This is a genomic window from Streptomyces sp. NPDC016469 (assembly GCF_040632905.1).
In the GTDB taxonomy this organism is placed as follows: Bacteria; Actinomycetota; Actinomycetes; order Streptomycetales; family Streptomycetaceae; genus Streptomyces.
Map to the genome: position 1 here is coordinate 63,092 of NZ_JBEYCQ010000002.1, position 17,835 is coordinate 80,926.

General features: G+C 74.0%; 12 protein-coding genes. 3 read left to right on the plus strand and 9 right to left on the minus strand.

All coding sequences use genetic code 11. The annotated features are described in order from the left end of the window. The 3 genes from ABZ565_RS02310 to fxsT are packed head-to-tail and all read left to right on the plus strand — an operon-like array spanning nt 1 to nt 6,459. Entirely contained in the window at nt 1-1,947 is a 1,947-nt protein-coding gene (locus tag ABZ565_RS02310; RefSeq protein ID WP_361019457.1) for a hypothetical protein, read from the plus strand. Next, on the plus strand, nt 1,940-3,196 hold the full coding sequence (locus ABZ565_RS02315; RefSeq protein WP_361019459.1) for a CHAT domain-containing protein: 1,257 nt from the start codon (nt 1,940-1,942) through the stop codon (nt 3,194-3,196). The genes ABZ565_RS02310 and ABZ565_RS02315 overlap by 8 nt, the downstream gene beginning before the upstream one ends. Continuing rightward, complete coding sequence (gene fxsT, locus ABZ565_RS02320; RefSeq protein ID WP_361019460.1) at nt 3,193-6,459, plus strand: FxSxx-COOH system tetratricopeptide repeat protein; 3,267 nt, start codon at nt 3,193-3,195, stop codon at nt 6,457-6,459. The genes ABZ565_RS02315 and fxsT overlap by 4 nt, the downstream gene beginning before the upstream one ends. Nucleotides 6,460-6,532: 73 nt before the next feature. On the opposite strand, the gene ABZ565_RS02325 is transcribed toward fxsT, so the two are convergent. From ABZ565_RS02325 to ABZ565_RS02365, 9 genes are all read right to left on the minus strand, one after another. Beyond that, nucleotides 6,533-10,360 carry a multifunctional oxoglutarate decarboxylase/oxoglutarate dehydrogenase thiamine pyrophosphate-binding subunit/dihydrolipoyllysine-residue succinyltransferase subunit gene (locus tag ABZ565_RS02325; protein WP_361019462.1) on the minus strand — a complete coding sequence of 1,276 codons (3,828 nt, stop codon included), beginning with the start codon at nt 10,358-10,360 and terminating at the stop codon, nt 6,533-6,535. Nucleotides 10,361-10,617: 257 nt separating this feature from the next. Then, nucleotides 10,618-11,694 (minus strand): HAMP domain-containing sensor histidine kinase, encoded by a 1,077-nt coding sequence (locus tag ABZ565_RS02330; RefSeq protein ID WP_361019465.1) that lies wholly within the window; start codon nt 11,692-11,694, stop codon nt 10,618-10,620. Beyond that, on the minus strand, nt 11,691-12,428 hold the full coding sequence (locus ABZ565_RS02335; RefSeq protein ID WP_014154105.1) for a response regulator transcription factor: 738 nt from the start codon (nt 12,426-12,428) through the stop codon (nt 11,691-11,693). Before ABZ565_RS02335 ends, ABZ565_RS02330 begins: the two co-directional genes overlap by 4 nt. A 234-nt stretch (nt 12,429-12,662) precedes the next feature. Then, nucleotides 12,663-13,355: a spermidine synthase gene (locus ABZ565_RS02340; protein ID WP_361019468.1), complete on the minus strand. Its 693-nt coding sequence runs from the start codon at nt 13,353-13,355 to the stop codon at nt 12,663-12,665. An 89-nt stretch (nt 13,356-13,444) separates the two neighbouring features. After that, nucleotides 13,445-14,047, minus strand: a complete 603-nt coding sequence (locus ABZ565_RS02345; RefSeq protein ID WP_361019470.1) for a hypothetical protein — start codon at nt 14,045-14,047, stop codon at nt 13,445-13,447. Then, entirely contained in the window at nt 14,044-15,351 is a 1,308-nt protein-coding gene (locus ABZ565_RS02350; protein WP_361019473.1) for a hypothetical protein, read from the minus strand. Before ABZ565_RS02350 ends, ABZ565_RS02345 begins: the two co-directional genes overlap by 4 nt. Then, nucleotides 15,348-16,133 (minus strand): ATP-binding cassette domain-containing protein, encoded by a 786-nt coding sequence (locus ABZ565_RS02355; RefSeq protein WP_361019476.1) that lies wholly within the window; start codon nt 16,131-16,133, stop codon nt 15,348-15,350. Before ABZ565_RS02355 ends, ABZ565_RS02350 begins: the two co-directional genes overlap by 4 nt. A 10-nt stretch (nt 16,134-16,143) precedes the next feature. Then, nucleotides 16,144-17,220, minus strand: a complete 1,077-nt coding sequence (locus tag ABZ565_RS02360) for a hypothetical protein (protein WP_361019479.1) — start codon at nt 17,218-17,220, stop codon at nt 16,144-16,146. Further along, nucleotides 17,217-17,819 carry an RNA polymerase sigma factor gene (locus ABZ565_RS02365; protein WP_361019482.1) on the minus strand — a complete coding sequence of 201 codons (603 nt, stop codon included), beginning with the start codon at nt 17,817-17,819 and terminating at the stop codon, nt 17,217-17,219. The genes ABZ565_RS02360 and ABZ565_RS02365 overlap by 4 nt, the downstream gene beginning before the upstream one ends. Nucleotides 17,820-17,835: the final 16 nt, after the last annotated feature.

The following is a 17,835-nucleotide window of genomic DNA, read 5'->3' on the forward strand; positions in this document are numbered from 1 at the left end:
ATGCGGATACCGGCGCGTACGACGTGGGACGAGGAGCCGGAGGAGCCGGACGGGGCCCTCCGGCGCCTGCTCACCGTGCTCGTCTCCGCCGCGCTCGAACCCTCGCTCGCCGGAGTCCTGCTGTTCGACCTCCCGCCGGAGCATCTGCCGGTCGTCGCCCGGGAGTTCGCGCAGCTGCTCGGCCGCTCGTGCGGGCGACCGCCGGGCCGCCCCGCGCCCCGGACCGTGCTGGACTCCGCCACGGTGGACGAGGACCTGTGGATACGCCCCCGAGTGCACCGGGGTCCGGAAGGCATCGGGTTCACCTTCGGCCCCGGGCCCCTGGCCGAGCCGGACGACGGGCCCCGGCTGGTCGTCGTCCCCGACCTCGCGCGGCTCAGCGTCCCCGGCCTGCGCGCCGCCGTCCAGCTGCTCGGCTCGGACACCGCCGCCCTGGAGCACTCCGGCATCCGGCACCACTGGCGGCCCCGCGCACGATGGCTGGCGTGCTGCCGGTCCGAGGACGCCGCACTCCTCTCCCCGCACCTCCTGGACCGCTTCGCCCTGCGCCTCGCCGCCCCGGACCTGCGACCGCGCCCCGGACCGGACCCGCTCGGCCCGCTCCCCGCCGGCTGGGCCACCGCCCTCGCACCCGACTCCCCCCGGCCCCGCCTAGCGCTCACCGACGAGGCCGTCTCGGCCGTGCTGGACCTCCTGGACGAGCAGGAGGGCGGCGGCAGCCGGCGCGCCCTGGCCCTGGCCCGCATCGCCCGCACCCTGTCCCGGCTCGACGGCCAAGGGGAGGGAGAAGGCGCCCGCCCCGACGCCCCCCGCCCCGACGCCCCCCGCCACGTCACCCCCGCCCATGTGGACCGCGCCGCGCGGCTGATCCGGCTCCGCACCCCGCACCGCCCCGAAGCGCGGCCGGAGCGCGCCCCGGACCGGGAGCGGCCCGAGCCGCCGGACGCGGGCCGCCCGCGGCCGCGCCCGGAGCCCCCGCGCGGCGCGGAGCAGGAGGCGGAAGCCGGTGTCCCCGTGCACGGGCCGGAATCCGCGCTGCCGCTCGGCCCGGTGGCGGCCCCCGGGGGACCGTCACCGGCCGCGAACCCCCCGTACCCGGAGGACGTGGCGGGCCCGGGGCGCGGCGAGGCCACGCTGCGGGTGCCGGCCCGGCGCGACGCGGGGGCGCGGGCCTCCCGGGGGCCGGTCATCGGGGTGCGGCGCGCCCGCGACCTGTGGGATCTGGCCCCGGTCCGCACCGCGATGGAGGCCGCGAAGTACCGGGCCGTCCGGGGCGGCGCGGGAGGCCCGCTGGTGATCGCCCCGCCGGACCTGCGCGGCTATGTCCGGGCCCCGGAGCCCATACGGATGCTGACCGTCGTCCTCGACCACACGTGCCGGGGCGGCTGGGACTGGTACCCGGCCCTCGAACCGTTCCTGCGCTGGGCGTACGTCACCCGGGCCTCCGTCCACGTGGTCGAGGTCGGCGGCGGGGGCGAGCCGGACGAGCTCCGGGCCCGCGCGTTCACCGCCCGCTCCACCCGGGACCCCCGCATCGCCGCCGCGCTGGCCCGGCGCCCCGGACGCGCGACCCCGCTCGCCCACGGGCTCGACCTGGCCGGGCAGGCGCTGCGGCGGGCGTTCCGGCACCACAGCGCCGGACTGGTCGAAGCGCTCCTGGTCGTCGCCACCGACGGCCGGGGCAACGTGCCGCTCGCCGTGAGCCGCAGCGGCCGGCCGGTCCACGGCCCGGTGCGCCGTACCGGCGTGGACGACGCCGTGGCCGTGGCGGCCCATATCCGCGCCCTGGGCCGCAGCCGTCTCCGCAGCGTGGTCGTGGACCCCGGCCGGCCCCCCTGCACCCGGCTCCCGGCCGCCCTGGCCGAGGCCCTGGGCGGCGGGGTCGTCGGACGGGCCGACGAGGCGGACGCCCCCGGCGCCCCCGACCGGCAGGCGCACCATGGCTGACGGGCGGCTCCGGCTGATCCGGAGCGTGGTCGCCTCCGCCGCGCAGGCGCTGCCCGGACCACGCCCCCCGGAGCCACGCGGCCTGGGCGCCGCGCCCGTGGACGCCGCCCGCCCGCCCGACACGGCGTACGCCCGCATCCGGGTCGGGCGCCACCACACCGGGGCCGGCGCTCCCGACGCGTTCGGGGTCGAGGCGTGGTGCGCGGGCGTCGACCACCTCCCGTACACCACCGGCCCCGACCAGCTCCGGCCCGCGGACATCGGGTTCGGCCACGCCCGCCGGGGCGGCACCCCGCCCTCCGAGCTGTTCCGGTCCATCCGGCGCTGGTCGAGGTACCAGCACCGGCTGACGGACTGGATCAACCGATGCCGGCGGGTCCACGGCGACACCCTCCAGATCGTCGTCCTGGACCAGACCGGCTTCGAGCTGCCCTGGGAAGCCCTGGACCTGCCCCCGGAGCCGGGCGCCGGGCTGCGCGGCGGGCCGCTCGGCGCGCTCGTGGACGTGGCGCGCTGGCTGGACGACTTCCCGGACCGCCCGGTCGCCCCCGACGGCCGGGTCCTGAGCTTCTTCCACGCCGACATGACCCGCGACCAGGAGTTCTTCCACCCGTACGAACACCGGCCGCACTTCGGCATCGAGAGCTTCCTGAACAACCTGGACGATCTCGCCGAACAGCGCACGGGCCTGGTGTACATGGGCTGCCACGGCACCTTCGACCAGGAACTCAGCAAGCTGACCCTGGCCGGCGGCACCTGGGCCGACTACCACGACCTCGACATGCGCCTCCTGGGCCGCGACGAGGCCCTGGTCTGCCTCAACGCCTGCCATTCCGGGCGCTTCCTCGACTACGGCGGCGACGGCAGGCAGTATCTGCGCGGGTTCACGCAGATCTTCCTGCGCAACGGCGCGGGCGGCTGCATCGTCTCCGCGGGCGCGGTCGGCGACCCCGAGGCCCGGGTGATGATCCGCCGCATCGTCGACAGCGTGACCGAGGAACCCGACCGGCCCGTCGCCGGTGCGCTCCGGGCCTTCCGCGCGGAGGTCCACGACACCTTCCTCGCGGGCGGCGGGGTCCCGATGATGGTCAAGGACGACGGCACCTTCGACGCGGACCGGCAGCGGAACGTGCTGCGGCTGCTGTACAGCCTGATGTTCCAGTACTACGGGCATCCGCTCAGTACCCTGCGCCTCACCGCGCGCGATCACGGCGCCCCCGTACCGGCCGAGGCGGGTGGGCGGCCATGACCCGTGACGCACGCCCCCTGCTGATCGAGCCCGTCGTGGGCTGGCTCTCCGAGGTGGAGCCCGGCCTCGTCCAGTGCGTCAGCGTCGACCTGCGCGGCCCCCTCGACGCCCACGGGGACACGGACGGCGACGCCTGGCCGTACGACGAGGAGGAACTGACGTTCAGCGTCGCCCTGGAAGGCGCGCCGCACTTCGTCTGCGAGGCGATCGAGGACCCCGGTCTCGTCCTCCACCGCTTCGGCGGTACGTACGGACCCGCGACGTTCCTCGTCACCGCGGGGCCCTCCGCCGGTGCCGGGGTGCTGCGGCTGACCATCTTCAACCAGTGGGGCGCCTCGGTGCGCAAGGCCGAACTGCCCTGCGCCATCACGGAGTCGGCCGGGCATGGGGCGGTGGTACGGGGTGTGACCGCGTCCCGCCCGGGCGCGCCCGCCCCGCAGCCCGACGCGAGCGTCACCATCAGCTCCGCCGGATACAACCGGGCGTGGGCGGCATGGATCGCGGACCGTCTTGAGCGGCGCGGGGTGCGGGTGCTTCACCGGGAGTGGGCCCCGGCGCCGGACGAGCCGCTGGAGGAGCTGTTGCGGGACCTGACGCTCGCGCCCGGGCGCGTCCTGGCGATCCTCAGCGACTGGTACTTCCAGCTCGGTCCCCGGAGCCCCGAGGAGTGGGACCGCGCCCTGCGCTCCGAAGTCGCGCCCCACGCCGACCGGTTCGCGGCCGTGTGCGTCACGGCGTTGCCGCTTCCTGAAGGCGCGACCGCCTTCGACGCGGCCGACCTGACCGGCGTCGGCGCCGAGGAGGCGGAGCGGCGGCTCCTCGCCCGGCTGGGGCTGCCCACCGACCCGCTGCCCTCGGAACCAGCCGCACCGGGGGGACCCCGCTTCCCTCTGAGCATGCCCACCGTGTGGGGCGGAGTACCGCGCCGCAACACCCGCTTCACCGGCCGCGAAGAGCTGCTGTGGGCCGTCTACGAGCAGTTCCACCTGGCCGAGCCGGGGCGGCGGCGTGTGGTCCTGCACGGCATGCCCGGGATCGGCAAGACGCAGGTCGCGGCGGAGTACGTCTACCGCTACGGCTCCGATTACGAAGTCATCTGGTGGGTGCCGGCCGACCAGCGCGCGCACTACCGCCAGCGACTCGCCGAACTGGCCCCGGCACTCGGCCTGTCGACCGGCGCCGAGTACGGGGAACGGCTCCGGGCCGTCCGCGAGGCGCTGGGCCGGGGAGAGCCGCACGCCCGGTGGCTGCTGGTCCTGGACGGGGCGGACGACCCGGAAGAGCTGTGGGACCTCGTGCCTCCCGGGACCGGACACGTGCTGATCACCTCCCGGAACCAGAACTGGACCGAACGCGGCGGCCAGATCCTCGAAGTCCCCGCCCACGCACGCCAGGAGTCGGTTGCCTTCCTGCTCCGCCGGGCGCCACGCCTCACCGCCGCCGAAGCCGGCCGGCTCGCCGAGGCACTGGAGGACCTCCCGCTCCTGCTCGACCAGGCGGCGGGCTGGCTGAGCGAATCGGACATGCCGGTCGAGGAGTACATCGGACTGCTCGAAGAAGGCGCCGAGCAGGAAGTCGTCCAAGTATCGGCCGACTTCCCGCTCCCCTTCCGGACCGCCTGGGCGATCCTGCTGAACCGGCTGAGCGAGACCGCCCCGGATGCCATCGGACTGCTGCACCTCTGCTGCTTCTTCGCACCCGGCGCCGTCCCCGTACAGCTGCTCAGGGCCGTGCCGCCGGAGGTACTGCCCGAGGAGCTCGCCCGGCTCGTGCGCGATCCGCTGCAGTGGAACAGCGCGATCCGACAGCTCCGCCGGTTCTCCGTGATCCGCGTGGAGTCCCGGGGGGCCGACGAGGCGGTGCACCTGCACCGCATGGTCCACCAGATCATCCGCAAGGACATACCGGAACGCGAGCGGTGGGCCCTCGCCGAGGGAACCGCCCGGGCGCTCGCCGCCGCCGACCCGGGCGACCCCTCCGATCCGCGCCACTGGCCCGCGTACGCCGCACTCACCACCCACCTCGAATGGGCGGAGGTCCTGGAGAGCATGGACCCGCGGGTCCACCAGCTGGTCCTCAACTGCCTGCGCTACATGTACCTCTCCGGCGAGTACAGCAGCGGCATCCGGTTCGCCGAAGTGGCGACGCGGTCCTGGGAGAGCGCCCCCGGCGCCACCGAGCCCCGGATCTGGGCCCTGCGCCACCATTACGCCAACCTCCTGCGGGCCCTCGGCGACTACCGGAACAGCGAGCGGGTCGAGCGCGCCACCGCGGACTTCCTGGCGGCCGAGCGCGGCGAACTGGACCTCGACCATCTGCGGGCCGCCGGCGGACTCGCCGCCGACCTGCGCGGGCTCGGCCGCTACCGGGAGGCGGCGGAGCTGTCGGCGTCCATCCTGGAACGCGACCGCCGGCTCCTCGGCCCCGAGGACCCGCGCACCCTCAACGCGGAGAACAACCTCGCCGTCTCCCTGCGGCTCCTCGGCCGGTACGGGGACGCACTCGCCCTGGACGAGCGCTGCCTCGAACTCCGCCGGGCGGTGCTGTCGCCGGACGCGCCGCCGGCGCTGTACTCGGAGGTCAACCTCGCCATGGACCTGCGGCTCCTCGGCCGGTACGGGGAGGCGGAACACGCGCTGCGGGAGACGGTCGACCACCATCTGCGGGTGCTCGGGGGCAACGCCCCGCAGACGCTGCGCGGCCGGTACCACCTGGCGCTGTGCCAGTACGCGATCAGGGGCGCCCCGGCGGTGCTCGGGGACCTGGACCGCATCCGGCGGGACGCCCTGCGGACCCTGGGCGAGTACGCCCCGCTCACCCTCATGATCAGCGCCGGAACCGCCTCCGTGCAACGGGAGGCGGGCGACCTCCGCGAGGCCCTGGAACTCCACGAGCAGGTGGTGGCCGGCTACCGGAGCATGCTGGGCGACGAGCACCCGTACACCATCGGCACGCGGGGGAACCTGGGGCTGATGCGGTGGACGGCCGGGGACCGGGACCGGGGGGCCCGGGACATCGAGCGGGCCTGTGTCCGCATGGCGCGGGCCGTCGGCGAGGACCACCCCTGGGCGATCGGCTGGGAGTTGAACCATCTTCTGGTGCTGCCCCCGGACACGTATCCGCCGGGGCCGGAGAACAGCGACCGGGCCGACGCCGTGCTCGGGCCAGGCCACCCGCTGGCCGAGGCCTGCCGCAGGGCGCTCGTGGCCGGTCCGAGGCGCTCGGCTCCCCGGTTCTGGCCCTTCGAACCGCTCGTCACCTGAGCGTCGGCACGGCCGAGGGGCCCGCCCCGCGAACGAATCGCGGGACGGGCCCCTCGGGCGTACAGGCTGCCGGTCAGGCCTCGAAGACCTCGTTGACCAGCTGGGTCTGCTCCGCCTGGTGGCGCTTGGCCGAGCCGACCGCCGGGGACGAGCCGTGCGGGCGCGAGATGCGGCGCAGGCGCTCGCCGTGCGGGACGTCCGCGCCGACGGCCAGGTCCAGGTGGTCGATCAGGTTCAGGGCGATGAACGGCCAGGCGCCCTGGTTGGCCGGCTCCTCCTGGGCCCACAGGTACTTCGCGGCGTTCGGGTACTTGGCGATCTCGGCCTGGATCTCGGCACCCGGCAGCGGGTACAGGCGCTCCAGACGGATGATCGCGGTGTCCGTGACGCCCCGCTTCTGGCGCTCGGCCTCCAGGTCGTAGAAGACCTTGCCGGCGCAGAAGACGACCTTGCGGACCGCGCTCGGCTCGACCGTGTCGTCGCCGATGACCGGGCGGAAGCCGCCGGTCGTGAACTCCTCCACCTTCGACGCCGCCGCCTTGAGGCGGAGCATCGACTTCGGGGTGAAGACGATCAGCGGCTTGTGGTGCGGGTTGTGCACCTGCCACCGCAGGAGGTGGAAGTAGTTTGACGGCAGGGTCGGCATCGCGACCGTCATGTTGTCCTGCGCGCACATCTGGAGGAAGCGCTCCGGGCGGGCGGACGAGTGGTCCGGGCCCTGGCCCTCGTAACCGTGCGGCAGGAGCAGCGTGACGCCGGACGTCTGGCCCCACTTCTGCTCGGCCGAGGAGATGAACTCGTCCACGACGGTCTGCGCGCCGTTGACGAAGTCACCGAACTGGGCCTCCCAGATGACCAGCGACTCCGGGCGCGCCAGCGAGTAGCCGTACTCGAAGCCCATCGCCGCGTACTCGCTGAGGAGCGAGTCGTAGACGTTGTACCGGGCCTGGTCGTCCGTCAGGTAGAGGAGCGGGGTGTAGTCCTCGCCGGTGACCTGGTCGACCAGGACCGCGTGGCGCTGGCCGAAGGTGCCGCGGCGGCTGTCCTGGCCGGCGAGCCGGACCGGGGTGCCCTCCATCAGCAGCGAACCGATGGCCAGGGTCTCGCCCATGCCCCAGTCGATCGTGCCGTTCTCCACCGAGGCGGCACGGCGCTGCATCTGCGGCATCAGCCGCGGGTGCACGGTGATCGACTCGGGGATGTTGACCTGCGACTCGGCGATCCGCTTGACGACCTCGGCGGAGACCGCGGTGTTCACGGCGACCGGGAAGTGGGCCTGCGGGTCCGAGACGTGCGGCTGCGCGGGCTGCGAGGTGGCCTCGCGGACCTCGGCGAAGACCTTCTCCAGCTGGCCCTGGAAGTCCTGGAGCGCCTGCTCCGCCTCTTCCAGGGTGATGTCGCCGCGACCGATCAGGGACTCGGTGTAGAGCTTGCGCACCGAGCGCTTCTTGTCGATCAGGGTGTACATCTGCGGGTTGGTGAACTCCGGGTTGTCGCCCTCGTTGTGACCGCGGCGGCGGTAGCAGATGAGGTCGATCACGACGTCCTTGTTGAACGCCTGCCGGAACTCGAAGGCGAGCCGGGCGACCCGGACGACGGCCTCGGGGTCGTCGCCGTTGACGTGGATGATCGGCGCCTCGATCATGCGCGCCACGTCGGTCGCGTACATCGAGGAGCGCGAGGACTCCGGGGCGGCGGTGAAGCCGACCTGGTTGTTGATCACCACGTGCACGGTGCCGCCGGTGCGGTAGCCGCGCAGCTGCGACATGTTCAGCGTCTCGGCGACGACGCCCTGGCCCGCGAAGGCCGCGTCGCCGTGCAGGGCGACGGGCAGGACGGTGAAGTCCGTGCCGCCCTTGTTGATGATGTCCTGCTTGGCGCGGGCGATGCCCTCCAGGACCGGGTCGACCGCCTCCAGGTGCGAGGGGTTGGCGGCCAGCGAGACCTTGATCTGCTCGCCGTCCAGCCCGGTGAAGGTGCCCTCGGCGCCCAGGTGGTACTTCACGTCGCCGGAGCCGTGCATCGAGCGCGGGTCGAGGTTGCCCTCGAACTCGCGGAAGATCTGGGCGTACGACTTGCCCACGATGTTCGCCAGGACGTTCAGGCGGCCGCGGTGGGCCATGCCGATGACGACCTCGTCCAGGCGGGCCTCGGCGGCGGAGTCGATGACCGCGTCGAGCAGCGGGATGACGGACTCGCCGCCCTCCAGCGAGAACCGCTTCTGGCCGACGTACTTGGTCTGGAGGAACGTCTCGAACGCCTCGGCGGCGTTGAGCCGGCGCAGGATGCGCAGCTGCTCCTCGCGCTCGGGCTTGGGGCGCGGGCGCTCCACCCGGTCCTGGAGCCACTTGCGCTGCTTCGGGTCCTGGATGTGCATGAACTCGATGCCGGTGGTGCGGCAGTACGACTCACGCAGGACGCCGAGGATGTCGCGGAGCTTCATCATCGACTTGCCGGCGAACCCGCCGACCGCGAAGTCCCGCTCCAGGTCCCACAGGGTGAGGCCGTGCTCGGTGATGTCGAGGTCGGGGTGCTTGCGCTGGTGGTACTCCAGCGGGTCGGTGTCGGCCATGACGTGGCCGCGGACCCGGTAGGAGTGGATCAGCTCGAAGACCCGCGCGGCCTTGGTGACGTCGTCGTCGTGCGAGGCGTCGATGTCCTTGAGCCAGCGGACCGGCTCGTAGGGGATGCGCAGCGCCTTGAAGATCTCGTCGTAGAACTCGTTCTCGCCGAGCAGCAGCTGGGAGAGGATGCGCAGGAACTCGCCCGACGCGGCACCCTGGATGACCCGGTGGTCGTACGTCGAGGTCAGGGTCATGACCTTGGAGATGCCCAGCTTGTTCAGGGTGTCCTGCGAGGTGCCCTGGAACTCCGCCGGGTAGTCCATCGCGCCGACGCCCATGATGAGGCCCTGTCCGGGCATCAGGCGGGGCACCGAGTGGACGGTGCCGATGCCGCCCGGGTTGGTCAGCGAAGCGGTGACGCCGGTGAAGTCGTCCATGCCGAGCTTGCCGTTGCGGGCGCGCCGGACGATGTCCTCGTACGCCTGCCAGAACTCGAAGAAGTTGAGCGTCTCGGCCTTCTTGATGGCCGCGACGACCAGCTGGCGGTCGCCGTTCGGCTTCACCAGGTCGATGGCGAGGCCGAGGTTGACGTGCTCCGGCTTGACGAGGGTCGGCTTGCCGTCCTTCTCCGCGTAGGAGTAGTTCATGGCCGGCATGGCCTTGAGCGCCTGCACCATCGCGTACCCGATGAGGTGCGTGAAGGAGATCTTCCCGCCGCGGGCGCGCTTGAGGTGGTTGTTGATGACGATGCGGTTGTCGAAGAGCAGCTTCACCGGGACGGCGCGCACGGACGTGGCCGTGGGCAGCTCCAGCGAGGCGTTCATGTTCTTCGCGACCGCGGCGGACGGGCCGCGCAGCGTCACGTACTCCGGTCCGGCCGGCGCCTCGGTGTCCGCGGCGGCCTTGGCCTTGGCGGCGGGTGCCTTCGCGGCCGGAGCCGGGGCGGCCTTCGCCGGTGCGGGCTGAGCCGGAGCCTTGGGCGCGGCGGGCGCGGCGGGCGCTGCCTGGGCCGGGGCGGCGGGTGCGGCCGGGGCCTGGGTGGCGGGCTGGGCCGGAGCGGCCGGGGCCGCCGGTGCGGTGGTGGGGGCGGCCGGGGCCGCGGGCGCTGCAGCCCCCGCGGCTGCGGCGCCGGGCTTGTCCGCCGTGCCGGTCTTGCCCGGCTTGTAGTCGGCGAAGAAGTCCCACCAGGCACGATCGACCGAATTCGGGTCCTGGAGGTACTGCTGGTAGATCTCGTCGACGAGCCACTCATTGGCGCCGAATGCCGCGGCCGGGTTGGTGCCCGGGCCGGCCTGGTCGGTCGAGATGCTCGAGTTACTGGGGGACTGAGACGACACGGCGGTGACCGCCCTCTTCCGCTTCGCAAGGTGATGGACAGCGGGAATCAAGGCTACGCCTCCGTGGCCGTTCCTTGCAGGCCGGGGAGGTCTTCGTCGTGCAAGTCACATCGAAAGCCGGGTTTCGGCGCTGGAAATGGCGGGAAACAAGCATGGTTCCGCTTCACTCCGGGTACGCGAGGCCGCCGCAGCGGCCCCCTGGACCGTACCCCCTGAGAAGAACACGCAGAACGTGCCCTTCCGGTTCGAACCCTATGTCAACCTCGCGGTTGCGGAATCCCCGGAAGAGTGACGCGGATCCGGCAGCCGCGAGCAGATTCGGCCACTCCGATCCGGCCGCCGTGGAGATCCACCGCCCAGCGGGCGATCGCCAGGCCCAGACCCGTACCGCCGTCGCTGCCCGGACCGTGCGGCGAGGCCACCTCGCCCCGGTTGAACCGCTCGAAGACCCGGTGGCGCTCGGACTCCGGAATGCCCGGCCCCTCGTCCACCACCTCCAGGTGCAGGGACTCCGGCTGCGGACCGCGCCGGGCCAGCACCGTGACCCGGCCGTGCGGCGGGCTGTGCTTGACGGCGTTGTCGATGAGGTTGGCCACCACCTGGTGCAGCCGCTCCGCGTCCGCGTGCGCGGTCAGCTCCGGCGGCGACACGTCCAGGTGCAGATGGACGTCCGTACGGGAGTGGTTGCCGGACCCGGAGGAGAGCCGGCGGTGCGCGGCGGCGAGGTTCGCCTCCTTCAGCACGCCCGAGAGGTACGGCCACACCTCGAAGCGGTTGGCCTTCAGCGTGACGACGCCGTTGTCCAGCCGGGACAGGTCGAGCAGCGTCTCCACCAGCCGGCCCAGGCGCTCCGTCTGCTTCAGCGCGGTCCGCATCGTCTCCGGATCGGCCGACGACACCCCGTCCACGACGTTCTCCAGGACGGCTCTCAGCGCCGCGATGGGGGTCCGTAGCTCGTGCGAGACATTCGCCACCAGCTCCTTGCGGTGCCGGTCCACCGCCGCCAGGTCGTCCGCCATCAGATTGATGGTCTGCGCCAGGTCACCGAGCTCGTCACGCCGGTCCGCGCCGTTGACCCGCCGGGTGTAGTCGCCGTGCGAGATCGACCGGGCCACCGCGCGCATCTCGTCCAGCGGCGCGGTCAGGCCGTGCGCCACGAACTGGGTGATCAGCAGGGTGGCGATGACCGAGAACACGGTGATGAACCGCAGCTCGGTCCGCGTGCGGAAGGCCACCATGATCAGCCCGGTCGTGATGAACACCGAGACCACGACCAGCGTGCCCAGCTTCGCCTTGATCGAGAACGGCCGCAGCCCCGTTCCGGGCGCGGTCATGGCGCGGGGGTCTCCAGCGCGTAGCCGACGCCGTGCACGGTACGGATGCGCTCCGCGCCGATCTTCCGGCGCAGCGCCTTGATGTGGCTGTCGACGGTCCGGGTGCCCGAGGCGTCCGCCCAGTCCCAGACCTCTGCGAGCAGCTGCTCCCGGGAGAGCACCGCGCGCGGCGTGTTGGCCAGGCAGACCAGCAGGTCGAACTCGGTCGGTGTCAGGTGCACGTCGTCGGCGCGGACCCGCACCCGGCGCTGCGCGTGGTCGATCTCCAGCTCGCCGAGGCGGAGTATGCCGCTGCGCGGCGTCACGGCGGCCAGCGCGGCCCGCTCCACCCGGCGCAGCAGCACATGCACCCGGGCGGCCAGCTCACGCATCGAGAACGGCTTGGTCATGTAGTCGTCGGCGCCGACCCCGAGCCCGACGAGCATGTCCGTCTCGTCGTCCCGCGCGGTCAGCATGAGCACCGGCACCGGCCGCTGGGCCTGCACCCGGCGGCAGACCTCCAGGCCGTCGAAGCCGGGCAGCATGATGTCGAGCACCATGAGGTCCGGCTGCCATGCCTCGGCCGCGTCCACGGCCGCCGGGCCGTCGAGGGCGGTCTGCACGAGAAAGCCCTCCGCCCGCAGCCGGGCGGAAATGGCATCGACGATCGTGGCGTCGTCCTCGACCACCAGCACCCGGCGCTGCGCGCCCGGGGTGGCCGCGACGCCGTTGTGGGTGGTGTGTGTCTGTTCCATCGCCCCGCCCCTGCCCGTTCTCACGGAGGCCATTCCCCCGGACGTACGGTTTTCGCTCGTGAATTTCGTGGGTGATCCCGCTACCGGTCAGCAGCGTAGAGGCAGCGGAGGCTTTTCGGCTACGCAGGGTGCAAGGCCGGACCGCCGAGAGGGATCTTCGCGCGGGGCGGGGCGACGCGCTTCTCGGCCCGGGCCCCGGGGTGTTCGGGGGCTTCCGAGACCCGCAGGGGGATCTCACTCGCCCCGGATTGCGAGATGGACCACGTCGGGCACACCTCGGGCAACGCCCACTTCTTCCGCCCGTACCCCCTGGAACCCGGCATTCCGTAGGGCCTGGTCGAATGCGGCGGATGGTTGTGCGGACCAGACGGCGAGCACCCCGCCCGGATTGAGCCGCGCGTGGCACTCGGCGAGACCGGCGGGGGAGTACAGCGCGTCGTTGTCCTCGGTGACCGTCCAGTCCGGCCCGTTGTCGATGTCCAGACACAGGGCGTCGTAACGGTCCGTAGTCGTCCGCAGATACGCGACGAGGTCGGTCGTCAGGATCTCCGTACGGGGGTCGGCGAGCGCGGGCCCCGAGATCCGGTCCAGCGGTCCCCGCCGGTGCCAGTCCACGATCGCCTCCTCCCGCTCGGCGACCGCGATCCGGCCCCACCGGGGCTCGGCGGCGGCCCGCGCGAGCGAGAACCCGACACCGAGCCCCCCGATGAGTACGGCGGGCGCGGACCGGCCGGCCGGGAGCGCGGCGAGCGCGGCGTCGATCAGCAGCCGCTCGGAGCGCCCGTCGGAGGTGTCCATCAGGAAGCACCCGTTGGCGATGATCTCGAAGTCCTCCCCGCGCCGGCGCAGGACGACCTCCCCGTACGGTCCCTCGCGGCGGTCCAGGGTGACGGGGGCGTCGGCGTCGGGGCCGAACGTGTGGGACATGGCGCTGATCTCCGGTGGCCGTGGTCGCTGTCCCCGCCATCCTGTCGCGCGCGGGCGGGCGGGGGCCAGCGAGTTCGTACGGGGGGCGGTCAGCCGCGTTCGCGGCGCGCCCCGCGCACGGCGTAGAGCGCCGCCCCCGCCGCGAACGCCGCCGTCGCGACGGCCCACGCCCCCGCCTGGGGCCCCGGCTGCATCGGCCAGGCCCACACGGAGGCGGCGCCGCCCGGGGTCCCTGGCGCGGCCAGGTAGACCGCGCCGATGTACACGGTGATCGGCAGCCAGCTCAGCCGGGCCCCGATCAGGGCGGCCGCAGCGGCCGTGACCCCGGTCGCGCCGAGGACGTTGCGCACCATGCCGGGCGCGCCGAACGCCTCCGGGTGCCCGGGAACGGCCAGCGCGAGGGCCGCGGCGGCCGGGACGGTGAGCGCGAGCAGGTGCGCCAGCCGGCGGGGCCACCAGCGCCGGACCGCCGTCCGGTCGAGCTCGTCGGCGGCGGCGTACAGGCTCGTCCCGATGGCCGACGAGACCAGCAGCGGGGCCAGGACGAGGACGGGGACGCGGGCGCTGTGGTCGAAGTCCGCCTGCGCCTGGATCCAGTGGGCGGACCAGGCCGCGAGCAGGGCGACGCAGGCGACGGCGGCGGCGGTACGGGGGAGGGCGCGGGAGCGGAGGTAGAGGGCGGGGAGGTTCATAGGGTCGGCACCTCCGAGGGGTCACAGCTCTTGCGCGTGGCCATGTAGCGGCCGAGCCAGGCGCGGCGCTCGGCGTCGGGCATGGCGTCGAGGCGACGGAGCTCCGGGGAATCGGGAACGTAGGTCGCCTGCGCCGCACGGGTACCGATCAGCCACCCGGAGACCGCGAAGTCGGTCGCGATCACGCGGTTCCAGCTCTTGGAGCCGGCCTCGTGACCGGGGCAGTCCCGGCCGAGCAGCTGCACGGCCACCTGCCAGGCGAAGTCCTCCGTGTGCTGGAGCCGCCCGCGCAGGAGAAACCAGCCGACATTCGGGGTGGGCATCCTCGACTCGTCGGCGCGCTGCGCGGAAGGCCGGTCGGCGTAACGCTTCGGGGCGCCGGGGACCCCCTCCAGCCGCCCGGTCAGCCCCGACAGCGCCTCGGCGACCTGGGGCAGCAGGTGCTTCTGACGCCCGCTCAGGCAGAACCGGGGGGTCCCCTCCGTGCAGACGAGGCGGTCGGCTGCCGGGTCGTGCGGGAACAGGCCGTCGCCCGTGGACACGATCAGCGGGGCGACGACGGCCGCCACGGCGAGCGGTACGAGAGCCGTGAGCCGGCGCCGGGCCGCGACGGCGGTGAGCGCGGCGACCGCGAGGGCGCAGGTCCAGGCCACCATGGCGGGGGCGTACCACCACACGGGCCGCTGGTCCCACAGCGCGTACTGCTCGGCCGGGTCGAGGTACCGCGCCGGGGACTCCGAATAGTTCGGCACCCCGAGCAGCAGGTACATCAGCGCGGCGAGGACGGGCGCGGCCAGCCGCCACCGGCACAGCACGCCGGCGGCGAACCCGAGCAGCGCCACGGCCGCCAGGCACGCGCCGTCCACCACGACGAGCGAGAGGAGCGGGCCCCCGCCGCCCGCGTACGGCCAGGTGGCCGCCAGCGCCCCGGCCAGCGCGACCACATACCCGGCGACCGCCCACAGCGCGAGCGGCAGCGCGGCCACCGTCATGCGCTGCCACCGGGCACGCGGGGTCGATCGCCACAGCTCACCGGTGGAGCGCCGGTGGTCGCGGGCGCCCTGCCAGCAGGCCGCCGCGGCCACCAGCGGGCCGCCGAGCAGGGTGGCGCCGGAGTGCAGGAGGCTCTGGGTCTCGATCCAGTCGCCCTGCCAGTCGTCGGCCTTCGCGGCCATGGTCACGCCGAGCATGAGCGCCGTGGACAGCCCGGTCCACGGGCCGATCCCGCGCCGCGTCTCGGCCCGCAGTGCCGTGAGCGGCGGACCGGAGGCCTTCCGCCGCGGGGGAGTTTCGGTGAGGGTCATCGGGCGTCCGCCGTCGCCCGGTGGGAGCGCAGCGCCGTCGTGTAGCCGCGCTCGATCGGGCTGCCGTGGAGCGCCTCCGGGTCGTCGCCGTCCTTGCCGAGGGCCGCCAGTTCGTGCGTCGTCCCCCGGTAGGCGACGCGGCCCGCCTCGATCAGGGTCACGTCCTCGCAGGCCGCCACCACGTCCTCGACCAGGTGGGTGGAGAGGATGACCGTCGCGCTTTCCCCGAGGTCCCGCATCAGGGCGCGGAACTCGACGCGCTGTTCCGGGTCGAGCCCGGCGGTCGGTTCGTCCAGGAGCAGCAGCTCCGGCTCATTGACGATCGCCTGGGCGATGCCGACGCGCCGGAGCATGCCGCCGGACAGCGTCTTCATCCGGGAGTCGATCCGGTCGGCGAGACCCACGCGGTCCACCGCGCGCTCCACGGCGGCGGCCACCCGGGCCCCGTCCATCTCCTTGAGCCACGCCACATACGCGACGAACTCGCGGACGGTGAACCCGGCATAGTAGCCGAACTCCTGCGGCAGATAGCCCAGTCTGCGCCGGACCTCCGCCCGGGCACGGTGGTCGGACGCCGACCCCACCTCGGCGCCCAGCAGCTCGATCCGGCCGGCGTCCGGTGCGGCGGCCGTGGACAGGACGCGGATCAGCGAGGTCTTGCCCGCCCCGTTGGGGCCCAGGAGCCCGTGCACACCGGGCCCGAAGGTGAGGTCGACGGCGTCCAGGGCGGTCCTGCGGCGGTGCCGGACCGTCAGCCGGGACACCTTGACGGTGCGGTTCACACGATCACGCTCATGACGTCTCCAGGTGGTCGAAGGATCGGCGGCGGAGGACGAGCAGCGCCGCGCAGAGCACGGCCGCCCCCGCCCACGCGCCCTGTGCGGGGAGCCCCGCGAAGTAGCGCAGCGCCGTCGGCGTCCCGTCGAGGAGTGCCGACGGGGACGTGTCGAGCGCCGGTACGGTGACGGCGGCCGCCCAGCCCGTCGCGACGACGAGGGCCGCGGTGCGGCAGCCGACGTACGAGCCGAGTCCCAGGGCCGCGAGCGTCAGGGCGAGTCCGGGCAGCAGCCAGGCCAGGGGCCCCGGCCCGCCGGCCGACGCGGGCAGCAGCGCCCAGGCCAGGGCCAGCACCGGGACGGTCACCCCGAGCACCGCGGCCGTCCTGGTCAGCAGCAGCCGCAGCCCGCCGCCCGGCGACGCGGCGATGATCTCGTGCAGGGGGTCGGCTGAGCGCCCGTAGGAGACCCCGACCCCGGCGAGCGGCAGCACCGGCGCCACGAGCAGCAGCAGCGCCCGGGCCGAACCGTCGAGCCCACCCCCGTACGCCAGCGCCACGGCCGCGCACACCACGAGCAGCAGCGCCCCGGTCCACGGCCCCCGCAGCGCGGGCCCGGCGGCCCAGAGCGCCCGTCCGAGGCGGTGACGTCCGGGCCCGCGGCCCCACCCACCCGCCCCGGGGACGCCTGGCCACGCAGGTCCGGCCCCGGGCGCGCGGGCGTGGCCCGCGCCTGGGCCGGGCACCGGGCGCCCCGCGTCCGCGTTGCCGCGTCCCACGCCCCGCACCCGGCGCCACGCCCCGGACCAGGGCGCGTCCGCGCCGCCGGCCCCGCGCTCCGCGCCGCGCACGCGACGCCACGTGCCCGCCTCCGCCTCAGGAGCCGGCTCCGCCATCGCCTCCGCCAGCACCGCCGCCCGGACCGCGTCCAGCGTCGCCGCTGCGGCCGTCCGGTCGCGTACCGCCGCCGACACCCGCACCGCGCACTCCGTGCAGGACTCGACGTGCTTCTCCAGGGACCAGGCCTCCGTCTCCGGGGCCGTGCCCTCCGCGTACCGCAGGACCAGATCGCCCGTCACGTGCCACGTCGTCATGCCGTGCCTCCCAGGGGGCCGTTCTCCGTGACCAGCCGGTCCAGGGCCGCGCGCAGTTCGCGACGGGCCCGCATGGCCCGGGTCTTGACCGTGCCCTCCGGTATGCCCAGCAGCCGGGCGGCCTCCCTGGTGGTCAGGCCGTCCACGACCGTCGCCCGCAGGACCTCCCGGAGCTCGGGCGAGATCCGGTCGAGCGCGGCGCCCACGTCCCCGTACTCCAGACCGGCCAGCACCCGGTCCTCGGCGGACGGCGCGGGGGCGGCCCAGCGGGCGTCGCCCGCCTGTTCGGCCGCCGTCGCGCGTTCCGTCCGGGCCCGGGTCCGCTGGGCGTCGACCAGGCGCCGGGCGGCGATCACCCAGAGCCAGCCGCCCGCTTCGGCACCCCGGTGCGCGGCGGCGGAGCGCCAGACCGTCACGAAGGTGTCCTGCACGACCTCCCGTACGGTCTCCGCGTCCGGGCAGCGGCGGCTCAGCCGGGCGAGCAGCCAGCCGGCGTGCCGGTCGTAGAACGCGGCCAGGGCGGCCGTGTCCCCCTGCGCGACGGCACGCAGCAGCGCCTCGTCACTCCGGTCGTCCCCCGAGGGGCGCAAGTCGCTCACACCCCTCTATCGGCGG

Coding starts and splice junctions, on each gene's coding strand:
- ABZ565_RS02310 (WP_361019457.1), top strand. CDS start 1: ATGCGGATACCGGCGCGTACGACGTGGGACGAGGAGCCGGAGGAGCCG.
- ABZ565_RS02315 (WP_361019459.1), top strand. CDS start 1,940: ATGGCTGACGGGCGGCTCCGGCTGATCCGGAGCGTGGTCGCCTCCGCC.
- fxsT (WP_361019460.1), top strand. CDS start 3,193: ATGACCCGTGACGCACGCCCCCTGCTGATCGAGCCCGTCGTGGGCTGG.
- ABZ565_RS02330 (WP_361019465.1), bottom strand. CDS start 11,694: ATGACCGCGCCCGGAACGGGGCTGCGGCCGTTCTCGATCAAGGCGAAG.
- ABZ565_RS02335 (WP_014154105.1), bottom strand. CDS start 12,428: ATGGAACAGACACACACCACCCACAACGGCGTCGCGGCCACCCCGGGC.
- ABZ565_RS02340 (WP_361019468.1), bottom strand. CDS start 13,355: ATGTCCCACACGTTCGGCCCCGACGCCGACGCCCCCGTCACCCTGGAC.
- ABZ565_RS02345 (WP_361019470.1), bottom strand. CDS start 14,047: ATGAACCTCCCCGCCCTCTACCTCCGCTCCCGCGCCCTCCCCCGTACC.
- ABZ565_RS02350 (WP_361019473.1), bottom strand. CDS start 15,351: ATGACCCTCACCGAAACTCCCCCGCGGCGGAAGGCCTCCGGTCCGCCG.
- ABZ565_RS02360 (WP_361019479.1), bottom strand. CDS start 17,220: ATGACGACGTGGCACGTGACGGGCGATCTGGTCCTGCGGTACGCGGAG.